Consider the following 11,266-nt stretch of genomic DNA (forward strand, 5'->3'; position numbering starts at 1 on the left):
GTATCATAATCTACATAAAACTTTTTCGCATTCTTTAAGTAATTACTCTTATTAAAAATGTTGTATTGTATACTATTTTATGTAAAGAACATTTACTAGAAAATGCGCCACAGTTGATATAAAGTAAATAAACTTCAAGTTTTCTTAAGAAAGTACCAAGATTGGTATGCATAGACAGAAAGTGGAGGTGGGGGTGTGAGCGATGAAAGTGTTTCAGAAGTCGAGGTGGAAGAACCTGTAACCTTTGAAAATACTAGCTTTTTGAGCAAACTAGAGCAAAAACCAACAATAATCAATTTTGTTTTGGGTACAAATAGCGATCGCACCACCAATGATGTCCGCAATGCGATCGCTCAAATTCGCCAAGACTTACCCCAAGATATCAACGATCCCGAACACCTGGAATTTTCCGGCGACTCCGTGATCACCTATGCAGTTCTAATTTTTCACGCCATCTGAAAAAGCCCACAAAAAACCTAACCCCTTTCCCGTGTTGGGAAAGGGGAAAGTTCAAAATCTCTCTCCTAAAAGGAGAGAGATTTAGAGAGAGGTTTTCCAAATACCGTGAAAAGTCAGGTTGACGTTGAGATGTGCGTAGGCGTAGCCCGTCGTAGACATCGCATTTACCAGTGGGAATCATAACAAACAGATTCACTACGGTAAATATCCAATGGCTTACCAAAACATCACCGCTTCCCTTTCTCCAGCAGATATCCAAGAAATTAAAGCAGCCTTTGCAACTATCCAAGCAAAGATGCCTTTTCTCGTAACCCTGAGTGTAGAAGAACGACGCAAGTTATTTAAGATGGGCGATAAAAGCCTAGCTTTCGTCAACACCAGCCTGACTGCTGCCCAGTCTAACCGAGAAATTCTCCCAGCCAGCTTTGATGTAGATGAGTTTGTCCAAGATTATCAACTAGCAGCGACGCTTACTGAGCTTTTGATTGGATTGCGACAACTGACAGAACAAGTAGATGATACCCTAATGGCAGTCGGCAGCGAAGCAATGGGCAGCAGTTTAACAGTTTATGATTACGTGAAGACTGCTGCTAAGAAAACTCCAGCGTTAAAAACTATTGCTGAACAGTTAGGCGATCGTTTTAAAGCTATCAAAAATAAACCTGCTAAAGCTGCTTCTGATTTATAGGCAAATTATTGCCAGAGGTTTATAGCCGTTCTCGCTTGCGTCAAATGCAAGCGTTCGTAGGGGCACAGCATTGCTGTGCCCCTACCGCGTATCTGGTGTACTGCATTCAAACAATAAGTGCTGTAATCTTTGAACTCCGTGAATGAGTAGTTAAACCTCATTAATGAGTCTTTTATACTCGTGAGCGAGTCTTTTATACTCGTGGACGAGTCTTTTATACTCGTGAGCGAGTCTTTTATACTCGTGCGAGAGTCTTTTATACTCGTGAGCGAGTCTTTAATACTCGTGGACGAGTCTTTAATACTCGTGGACGAGTCTTTAATACTCGTGAGCGAGTCTTTTATACTCGTGAGCGAGTCTTTTATACTCGTGAGCGAGTCTTTAATACTCGTCAATTAAAAATATTTAACTATTCTTGTGAGATGGACATCTCGCCCATCCTATGAACTGTAGAGGTTAGAAAGCTTGTCCCCTTGTCTACCTCATCTTTTGGATGTGCGATCTGCTTTCATCGCTATGACTCGTTCCCAGTCTCCGACTGGGAATGCCAGTTCGGAGGCTCCGCCTCCCTCTCCTAACGGCAGAGCCGCCAGGGTGTACATTTCCAGCCAGAGACTGCAAACGAGATTTTCCGAAGGTTGTAGCTTAAGTTGACACGTATGAGCATTGCTGTACCCATACAACATATGTGGTTCAATTAAATGAAAACTGCTGTAATTCTCTCTCACTCCCCCTGCGTGCCAAAACATGAGGTTGGCGTTGGATGTGCGATCGCTTTCATCGCTATGATCATTGAGTAAGTGCAAGATTTAGAGTCCAGCTGGAATGTTAAATAACTGGGAGTTGATCTGAGGAATGCCTAACACGCTATACGATCAAGATTTGCAATTATGGATTCAGCAAACCATTCAACAGCTACAAAATCATCAATTTGAGGCATTGGATATTGAGCATTTGATTGAGGAGCTAGTTGATTTGGGTAAGGCAGAGAAAAATGCGTTCAAAAGCAATCTGACAATTTTGCTGGCGCATTTACTCAAGTTACGGGTTCAGTATGATGTACCCGATAGCATGAAAGTCAGCTGGTATAGCTCAATACTTGAACATCGTCAGCCAGTTCTCAATAATTTAGCAGATACTCCTTCTCTAAAAAGTTTTCTGTTAGAGGCAGTGGAAAAAGCCTACCCAGATGCTCACAAGCTAGCGATTAAGGAAGGTAAGCTGGCTAAATTTGGGGTTCGGATACCTCAGGAAAGTGAGTATCCCACGGTTTGTCCTTTTTCCATTAACCAGATTCTAGATGAGGATTTTTACGGGCTGTAGAGGATTGCTCCTGTTGTCATATTGTTTCACATCTAGATGGATAGACAGGTGAACCGAAAAGTTCTACAATCTGACTGATTGCGGTAAATTTACCTATTGCCCAATCCACATAAGCATAGTGAAGATTTTCTAGTGATTGCATTTGATTGCGGAAGCACTAAATTAATATAGGAAAGTCTTTAAGTACGGGGCAGCAAAAAAATGGATGTAAAGCTGATTCTAGCCGGATTAACAGTTATATTTACGCTTTCGTGCTTATTTTTTGGCACGAAAAATGGATTCTATGATTCAGATAACTATCACGGCAATGGCTCCGCACATTGAGATAAATCTGTAGACGTTTGGGCGACTTTTCGTAGGATGAGTTGGCTAAGATAGCTCAGAATTTGCAAAGGGAAAACAAACAAGAGGCATCTTTAGCTTTTAGTTTGTTTGCTTTTCGTTAATCCACCTTTCCGAACCAGTGCGGGTTCGGTGGAGGCGTCCTCCCCAATCAAAAATCTGTATTCTCAGGGTTAGGGGCGCACAATAAAACTTACCCCTAAGTCACAAAACCAAAATTTGTGTAATTTTTGGATTTTGGGATATGTCTATGATGATGAGGTTTGAGGGGAGGAGAGCATGAGGAATAATCTGTCAGCATCCTCTCGCGTAGATGCTGGGGAAGCGGGTAGTGAATTAGAATGTTTGCCCTATAGTGTCCAGCATGACGATGAGGGCATGTGTCTATTGGTGAAAATGGGCCCACACCGCATCCTGTTAGACTGTGGTTTAGAGGATATTTCATCGTTAGCTAAGGGGCTTACTAAGTCGGGACGGGGAGCTAGTTCGCCTCTACCAGCAGATTTAGTTTTGATTAGTCACGCCCACCCAGATCACGCCAGAGGCTTACTGGCACTGCATAAAGCTTTTCCAAAGTTACCGATTTATGGTAGCGAAGTAACCAGCAAGTTATTGCCGCTGAATTGGCTAGACCAAGATCCTCAGGAGATTTCCCAATTTTGTCATGCTTTGCCGTTGCGATCGCCTGTGGAATTCCAAGATGGTCTGGTAGCAGAATTATTTCCCGCAGGGCATCTACCAGGGGCAGTGGCAATTCTGCTCACCTACACCACCCAGCAGCGTACTTACAAGCTACTCTATACAGGGGACTTTTTCTTGTCAAACTCCCGCCTGGTAGAAGGTTTACGCTTAGAGGAACTGCGGGGCTTAGATTTGGATGTGCTAATCATTGAAGGCAGTTATGGCACATCCCGCCATCCTCACCGCCGAAACCAAGAAAATCAACTAGCAGAGCGAATTAATCGAGCGATCGCTGACAATTGTTCTGTAATCCTTCCCACCCCGGCTTTAGGATTGGGTCAAGAATTATTAATGCTCCTACGGTCTCATCACCACTTCACCGGACGAGATTTAGATATCTGGGTAGATGGTGCTGTCGCCACTGGGTGTGATGCCTACCTAGAACTGCTAGCCCACCTTCCCCCATCCGTACAAAACTTCGCCCGTCATCAACCCTTATTTTGGGATGAACGGGTGCGTCCCCGCGTGCGTCGTTTGCAGCCAGAACATCGTGCTATTGTCGGCAAATCACCTTGTATTGTCCTCACTGACTCCACAACTGATTTGGGTAAACACTGCCAATTAGATACTGGCCCTTGGCTGATCCTTTTACCAGAAAAAATTGATATAAAAGTTAATAAAGAATATTTAGCACCCACTACTGTTGAAAGCTATCTCCTGGCTCAACATAGTGATGGCCCTGGTACTACGCAGCTAATTCATAATTTGCGACCCCAGCACGTTATTTTTGTCCACGGTTCTCCTGCCTACTTGGCAGATCTGACTAGCTTAGAGGAGTTGCAAAACCGCTACCATATACATTCTCCGGCTGCTGAGACTTTAGTAGAACTGCCTATCGGTGATACATTTTTACAACCGGCAGCACCAGAAACTAACTACGAAGGCGAACTCACAGAGTTGGGAACAATAATCACAATTACCCTACCTAATGTGATTACTACCGATCCTCGTTGGCGGCAATTTGCCGATACTGGTTTAATCGAAGCTCGTTGGCAAGGGGAAGAACTAGTCTTAAGGGGATTGTCTCAACGAGAACTGCTCAACCAAAATAGCGATCGCTATACATGGACAGATGTAGACTGTTGCGGTACTTGCCGACATCAAAGGGGGCAGCGGTGTTGGAACCCAGCTTCCCCGTTATATAACTTTAAGGTAACTCTAGAAGGTTACTGTCCTGCTTTTGAAGGTTTATCTAATCCTGAGTCTTGAGGACTGAGTTAGGATTTATTAACTCAGCCCTCAGCACTCAGCACTGATTATTCTGGATTCGAGTCAGTGTAACGGTTGTGGATGCGCTCTGCCTCGGGACAGTCTTCAGTCATCAGAGGTTCCACATTCCCGCGTGGCACTGAAGCTAATTTTTGCGTTACAGCACCAATGCTCTCAAGGCGAACCATTTCTTCCCAAGAACAAACTTCGTCCTCTTCTTCTGTTTCATAGCGTAGGGTCACTAAATCTCCCTCTATGTCTATGATGCGGGCGCGTTCAATCCAGCGTTGCTGGTCCCGCAAGAAAACACATACCTCGCGCCCATCGCAACACAGTTGATAAATCTTGCGGTGTAGCATGTACTGTTTCTGCCTTTTTAAACAACGTAGTTAAACCTTTCAAAATCTGGGTTCTACCCCATTACATTACACCTTTAAGAGGTTAATTTCACCGTTCAGAACAAGTACGCTTTATAAACCAATCCCAATACTTGCTTGTAGTTGTCAAAATATTGGGAAATTTTGGGTCATAAATCAGTGTTTGCTCTAGCAATGAACTCAATCTCCTCCGGCTCGTTCTAAGGAATGTCTGCTTCATAGAAGTCAAACAATTCGGGATCTGCCCTAACCAGATTCATATATGCTGATGAGTCATTATTACCATTATGTAATAAACGATACTCCAAAATAATCGTTGATTGCGGTTGTTTAATTTGCCTACTTTTAGTCATTGGCATTACTGGGAAGTCCGGGGACTTGGCTTTACTTTTACCCATGTGTATCTGATCTTAACTCATTCTCTTGCTGACCTTGGTAATTTTCAACAACAACACCTAAAGAGTTTTAAGATTTTTGCCTGATCATGGCTAAAGAAAAGCCAAGATAGTGGGGAGTGCATCAGGCAGCTTCCCTCTGTTCCTCTGCTTCTTTTGGAGGATCAGGGAAATTTATATGGTAGGGCATAATTCCATAAGCTTGTTCGACGAAGACGCTTCTCGTTTAATTTTACCTGCGCGAACTGCATTGTATAGCGCTGCAAGGGCTGGTAAGTCTTCTGACTGATAGCATTTAGTAGCCACTACTTGATGGAGTAAACCCTCAGATTCAACACTAAGATATCCAGTTTGGAAAGCAGATTCAACGATTGTGCGAATCATCTTGGTTAGGGCAAAGTAAACAATTTGTTACTTCAAGTGTGGAACATTTACCGCTGCTACTAATTGATATGGAACATGAAATTTATGTGATTATAGTTACATTTAATTAGTGATATGCATCACAATAATGGGTTATGATAAGAGTTTGCGATGGGAGTACTAGTAGTATATTCAAAGTATTTAATACAATTTATTCAGTATTGATGTTGATCAGCTGGATGGTTTGACAATATTAAAATATAAAAAAACTTTTAGGCAAGTATCCAAAAAATATAGTGAAACATAAGCAATCAAGCAAAAAACTGGCGGAAATCCTCATCCTTTTGACTCAATTTCACCCAGTCTAGATTTAAGGACTGGAATTTTTGCACCAAGCGATCGCAAGCGGGACGTTCAGTAGCATAATGTCCAGCATCGATTAAAATTAAATTGCGCTCACGGCTTTCTTCAAACTGATGAAACTTACAATCAGAAGTCAGATAAGCTTGAGCACCAGTTTTAACGACAGATGAAATGTAACTAGCCCCCGAACCACCCAAAACGGCAACTTGTGAAATTGTTTGCTGTAAATCAGCAGTTGGGGAAAAAATCAAATGAGGGGGAGCAAGTCGGGTTTGAATTGCTGCGAGTAATTCCTGTAATGTCAGAAATGGTTCTAGCCAACCAACACGACCATATCCTAACCCTGCTTGTGTAGGTACTATGGGAGTAACTTCCTTTAGTTCTAAAATCTGAGCTAAAACGTCAGCAGTACCATCCTGTACTTGGTCAAAATTCGTGTGAGCAGTGTAAATACCAATATTGTGGGTAAAAGCTAACCGGATCATTTCTGCCATCGCTTCACCACTGCGTAATGACTTGGGAGGAGTAAAAATCAAGGGATGATGGGCAAATATCAGATTAGCATTAAGAGCGATCGCTTCCTGCATTACTGCCAAAGTCGGTGTCAAACACACCAAAACCCGTGTTTTTTCGTGCAAAACTCCTGGTTCAATCTGCCAGCCACAATTATCCCAGCTTTCACACCAAGCAGGATTTGCCCATGCTTCAAACCAAGTAATTAAATCACCAATTTTCATCCTATTTTTCCAGCCAATTATTTTGTATGCAGCAAGTAGCTAGATACTTGCCTTGTAAAGGGTTACATTTTTGATTTTTGAATTTTTGATCAGTGTCTCTGTGGTAGAATACTTAATTTTAATGCTAATTGCTGGCGCATTTCTTGAAAAGGTTTATTCCATACTGGGCTAGCGTTCCAGTTCCACACTGCCACTGGAATAAGTTGTTCTTCAGCAAGATAAGTTAGCAGACGGTATTCATCTTCTGGTTCACGAGAAAATGTGAAGGGATTGCGATAACCTGTTTCACATAGTTTATAAGATGTGATCTGACCGTGACTAATACGTTGTAAAAGTTCCTTGCCTTTGACGAGCAAATAATCCAAAAAAACCAGACTAAAAGGCTCTATATGTGCCCGATTTTGTGGTTCTTTTTGTACCCATCTTGCCCAATCAAATCCATACATAAAATCGTGAACGTAACGGAAGCGCATTTGCGTTTTACTTCCGAACATCTCTGTCAGTAAAACCATTTTTTTACCAAAAGCTTTTAAAAAAGGAATAGCACCCTCATCTGCCACTAAAGCCTGTCTAAGCATACTACTTACCAGAAAATCAAAATCCCAGAAGATATTTCCTGGAAAATTTTCTAACTGAGTATAGACTATAGATTCGAGAGTTTCCTGAAGGGTTGTAATAAATTCAATGTCGGTATTTTGTTCAGTAATAAAATTTCCCAATTCTGCAAAACTGGTAATTAATCTCTTTTGGGGATTAAGTGATAACATGTTAATAGACTGCTGGGCAAGGATTTCATCAATAAATTGAAAGGTATGAGTTGGTGTTAGTTCTTGCTTCATAGTAATTGAAATAGCCCAGACAGCTTACACTAAATATTAGTTTAAGCTCGAAAAATAGATTATTCAAGAATCACAAATAAACTTAACTTTTGAATTTACAAATTTTCATAAATTCTTCATTGTGTATCTGGTCAATTTTACATCAATAATTTTTGTAAAAGAGCGATTACAGCGAAATTTATTTAATGCATATAACTGCGAAGTTTACGAGATTTTACCCAAAAGTTACACAGTATAAATAAGGCGTTTCAACTCTACAAAGTCACACCTTAAATGAATCAAATTTGAGAATTCACTATCCCGAAATGTGGATAACTAATTCCCTCGAATGACTGCGCTGGCGATGTTCCCAAATATAAATTCCCTGCCAAGTTCCTAGCACCAAATGACCGCGATTAATAGGGATATGTTCAGAAGTATGGGTGAGTGCGGTACGAATATGTGCCGGCATATCATCAGAACCTTCTGCATCGTGGATGTATTTGCCTGATTCTGGCACGAGTTTTGCCATAAAATTAGCTAGATCCATAAGGACATCGGGATCAGCATTTTCTTGGATCACTAAACTGGCTGAAGTGTGGCGCAAAAATAGAGTACAAAGACCAGTTTCCACTCCCGACTCTGCAACTATAGCTTCAATTTTCGCGGTGATGTTAGAAAAAGATTTGCCTGTGGTGAAAATTTTCAGTAACTTTTGGTAGTGAGTCATCTGTAATTTGATTGATTATTGATTGACTAATAACCGTTGATTTTTTAGTTTGGATGATTTGCCTCACCATATAAATAAAGTTTATAGCGGTTTTCGTTTGGATGCAATACGCGCTTTGGGCGCACATCTGCGCGTCCCTATTGTATTTTACATAATTGAAAACAGCTATAACCTTCTGAGCAGATAGCTAGTAGCCTATGAGACGCTAATTACTGCGAAAATAGTTGACAATAGCATGAGCGATCGCTTCATTACCATCCTTGGCAATTGGTTGAGATTGCTTTGGTGGTTGAGGTAACTCACGCAGAAAATCCCAAGTCCCTTGAAAAAACTCAGAAGGGGTGATGATTTGGTGCTGGTTATAATTAATTATGCCTTCTAGTATAAAATTCGCTTCAGCAAAATCCTCCCGTGGAAGAGTAATAATAGGCACTTGTAGTATTGTTGCTTCAGAAAAAGTACTGTAACCAGGTTTAGAAACGACTCGTCCACAAATAGGCATAAAATCTACAGGGCGGTATTTGCGTAGCGCTTCGCGCTTGCCGTTGGCATCGCTAATTTTCACTAAATTAGGTAAATCAGGAGCAGATTGATCAAATACGATAAATTGCCAATCTGGAAATCGCCGTAAGTTATCATAGGGGATTTGCTGTAAACCCAAGCCGCCAAAGGTCAACAAAATAGTTTTTTCAACTGCTGTAGTTATTCCCCAAAGAGAACGTAAATCATCAGCAGAGTGACGGGGGGAACCGCCTGTTAAGCCGACATCTGTGATATTGTTAAAAGCCTGCATCGGTTCATGGAAGGGTAGACGAAACAGGCGATCGCACTTTGAATACCAATCACTAATCCAATCGGCAACTGCGGTAAATTCACCTCCCCAATCTCGGTAGATCAAGTCCCAGCCAAAGTTACTCATCATCCAGCAGGGAATATTTGCAGCTTTGGCAAATCCGGGAGCCAGGAAGGGAATATCTGCCAAGATGAGATTAACGCGATTTTGGCGGATAAAATTGACTTCTGAGGCAATCAGCGAATTTTGATGCTTCTTAATATCCAGCAACTTTTCTAAAGTCGCTACTTTATCCATTGTCAAACTATCAGTTTGCACCACACCCAAATCAAATGCACGGGGACGATAGATAAAATCGCCTTCTATATAGCACTCTAGCAACCAGCGTGGGGCAGTACTCACCATAATTAGCAGAACTTCTGGACATAATTTTTGAATTGTCGCAGCGACAGAAGCCGTGCGGGTAGCATGACCAAAGCCGTGGTTAGTTATGGCTAAATATAAGATTGGGCGTTCCATTTTTAAGTTAGGAGTTATAAATTATTAAATGTAGAATGTAATTGAGTCTCTAGCCAATCTTTGATAGTGTATTCATTATTGAATAGCAAAATATTTTCATTTAATTTAGCAGAGTTAAGTACAGCCTCTTAGCTTGAGATAGCATAACGCACTAATAAAAGTGCGTTACAACACACCCTACTGATCCTACATTTGGCAAAAACTTTGAATCGCCTCAATCAATTGGTCGATTTCCGATTCTAAAGTAAAGTAATGAACGCTGGTGCGTATACAGCTAGGGTCAGCAATTGTCCGAGTTAATATTTTTTGCGAGTCTAAAAATTCCACCAACTTCAAATGAGCTTGGGGCTGATTCTGGGTGAGTTGAAAGGAGACTATACCGCTTTCGGGTAGGGAAGTTCGTAGACATTTGACATCACGTAACGCTACTAACCGCCGCCAGAGGTACTCACTGTTATGGCAAATTTGCTCGTAACGTTCCTGTGATGTTCCCCATTGCTGATGGATTGCGATCGCCTCGCGTAACCCAACATACAACGGATAAGCTAATGTAGACACTTCATATCGTCGCCCATCTGGAAGCCAATCCACAGGCTGAGATTGGCTATCCACAACAATGCCATTCAGGCCAATAAATGTAGGTTTTAGGCTTTCTCGGGCTTCTGGTCGAACATACAAACCACCAGCACCCGCAGGGCCACATAGCCATTTGTGACCAGTGAAAGCATAAAAATCTACTCCCAATTCAGTTAAGTTTAAAGGCAACAAACCAACAGATTGGGCAGCATCTATCAGTAGTAAAGAATGATTATTTCTGCATACTTCGGCAATTTTATCAAGAGGTAAAACTTGACCAGTATTCCAGAAAACATGACTTAATATCACAAGACGAGTATTAGGGTGTAAGTGCTGGATAATAACTTTTACGGGGTCGCCCTCATTTAAAGTCGCTTTTAGAGGACAGGTAGTAACTTCCACAGCAAATCTCCGCGCGATTTCTTGTGCTGTGGCAATCACACCTGGATGTTCGCAGTCTGAGAGCAGCATATGGTCGCCAGCTTGCCACTCAATGCCCCACATGGCGATATTACAGCCAACAGTGACATTCTGGCTGAGGGTAATTGTTTCGCTTGGTGCATGTAACTCCGAAGCGATCGCTTCTCTTGCAGCTTGAGTCTGTGGCGCTATCCAGCCATACGCCTCATTGCCAAAGGGGCCTATGTGCTGAACATGAGCTTGAGTTTGGGTGATAGCATCCATTGCCCTTTGGGGCATCGGCCCTTGTCCCCCATAATTGAAATAAGCCTTATTCGCTAAAGCGGGAAATTGCTCTCGATGGCTATGCAACCTGGTTTGTGCGACAGAAGTACTGGTCATACCAATTTTATATTTTAGATTTTGGATTTTGG

The 11,266-nt window shown here is 41.8% G+C and carries 14 protein-coding genes; 5 read left to right on the forward strand and 9 right to left on the reverse strand.

The window, feature by feature from the left end:
* Positions 1 to 195 precede the first annotated feature (195 nt).
* The 3 genes from V7K35_RS04765 (at position 196) to V7K35_RS04775 (ending at position 1,546) form a co-directional block, all read left to right on the forward strand.
* On the forward strand, positions 196 to 459 hold the full coding sequence (locus tag V7K35_RS04765; protein WP_335076817.1) for a hypothetical protein: 264 nt from the start codon (positions 196 to 198) through the stop codon (positions 457 to 459).
* 211 nt (positions 460 to 670) lie between these two features.
* A complete protein-coding gene (locus V7K35_RS04770) occupies positions 671 to 1,147 on the forward strand; it encodes a hypothetical protein (RefSeq protein ID WP_335076820.1) in 477 nt (158 codons plus the stop codon).
* 180 nt (positions 1,148 to 1,327) lie between these two features.
* Positions 1,328 to 1,546 carry a hypothetical protein gene (locus tag V7K35_RS04775; protein ID WP_335076822.1) on the forward strand — a complete coding sequence of 73 codons (219 nt, stop codon included), beginning with the start codon at positions 1,328 to 1,330 and terminating at the stop codon, positions 1,544 to 1,546.
* An 83-nt stretch (positions 1,547 to 1,629) separates the two neighbouring features.
* On the opposite strand, the gene V7K35_RS04780 is transcribed toward V7K35_RS04775, so the two are convergent.
* Positions 1,630 to 1,953: a hypothetical protein gene (locus V7K35_RS04780; protein ID WP_335076824.1), complete on the reverse strand. Its 324-nt coding sequence runs from the start codon at positions 1,951 to 1,953 to the stop codon at positions 1,630 to 1,632.
* Positions 1,954 to 2,002: 49 nt separating this feature from the next.
* On the opposite strand from V7K35_RS04780, the gene V7K35_RS04785 reads away from it, so the two are divergent.
* Positions 2,003 to 2,470, forward strand: coding sequence for a DUF29 domain-containing protein (locus tag V7K35_RS04785; protein ID WP_335076825.1), 468 nt, complete (start codon positions 2,003 to 2,005; stop codon positions 2,468 to 2,470).
* Positions 2,471 to 3,091: 621 nt separating this feature from the next.
* Positions 3,092 to 4,762 (forward strand): MBL fold metallo-hydrolase, encoded by a 1,671-nt coding sequence (locus V7K35_RS04790; RefSeq protein ID WP_335076827.1) that lies wholly within the window; start codon positions 3,092 to 3,094, stop codon positions 4,760 to 4,762.
* Positions 4,763 to 4,809: 47 nt separating this feature from the next.
* On the opposite strand, the gene V7K35_RS04795 is transcribed toward V7K35_RS04790, so the two are convergent.
* The 8 genes from V7K35_RS04795 to V7K35_RS04830 form a co-directional block, all read right to left on the reverse strand.
* Positions 4,810 to 5,121 carry a DUF6679 family protein gene (locus tag V7K35_RS04795; protein WP_012408115.1) on the reverse strand — a complete coding sequence of 104 codons (312 nt, stop codon included), beginning with the start codon at positions 5,119 to 5,121 and terminating at the stop codon, positions 4,810 to 4,812.
* A 218-nt stretch (positions 5,122 to 5,339) separates the two neighbouring features.
* Entirely contained in the window at positions 5,340 to 5,537 is a 198-nt protein-coding gene (locus V7K35_RS04800; RefSeq protein WP_334795121.1) for a hypothetical protein, read from the reverse strand.
* Positions 5,538 to 5,708: 171 nt separating this feature from the next.
* Positions 5,709 to 5,918, reverse strand: coding sequence for a hypothetical protein (locus V7K35_RS04805; protein ID WP_273763352.1), 210 nt, complete (start codon positions 5,916 to 5,918; stop codon positions 5,709 to 5,711).
* A gap of 290 nt (positions 5,919 to 6,208) precedes the next feature.
* Positions 6,209 to 6,997: a Nif3-like dinuclear metal center hexameric protein gene (locus V7K35_RS04810; protein ID WP_335076829.1), complete on the reverse strand. Its 789-nt coding sequence runs from the start codon at positions 6,995 to 6,997 to the stop codon at positions 6,209 to 6,211.
* An 89-nt stretch (positions 6,998 to 7,086) separates the two neighbouring features.
* A complete protein-coding gene (locus V7K35_RS04815; RefSeq protein WP_335076831.1) occupies positions 7,087 to 7,836 on the reverse strand; it encodes a hypothetical protein in 750 nt (249 codons plus the stop codon).
* 295 nt (positions 7,837 to 8,131) lie between these two features.
* The gene (locus V7K35_RS04820) at positions 8,132 to 8,545 is read right to left on the reverse strand and encodes a secondary thiamine-phosphate synthase enzyme YjbQ (RefSeq protein WP_335076834.1); all 414 of its coding nucleotides are present in this window, start codon (positions 8,543 to 8,545) and stop codon (positions 8,132 to 8,134) included.
* Between the two features lie 205 nt (positions 8,546 to 8,750).
* Positions 8,751 to 9,857, reverse strand: a complete 1,107-nt coding sequence (locus V7K35_RS04825) for a glycosyl transferase (RefSeq protein ID WP_335076836.1) — start codon at positions 9,855 to 9,857, stop codon at positions 8,751 to 8,753.
* Positions 9,858 to 10,043: 186 nt separating this feature from the next.
* Positions 10,044 to 11,234: an aminotransferase class V-fold PLP-dependent enzyme gene (locus tag V7K35_RS04830; RefSeq protein ID WP_335076838.1), complete on the reverse strand. Its 1,191-nt coding sequence runs from the start codon at positions 11,232 to 11,234 to the stop codon at positions 10,044 to 10,046.
* Positions 11,235 to 11,266 lie beyond the last annotated feature (32 nt).

It is taken from the genome of Nostoc sp., from assembly GCF_036917275.1.
Lineage (GTDB): Bacteria > Cyanobacteriota > Cyanobacteriia > Cyanobacteriales > Nostocaceae > Nostoc.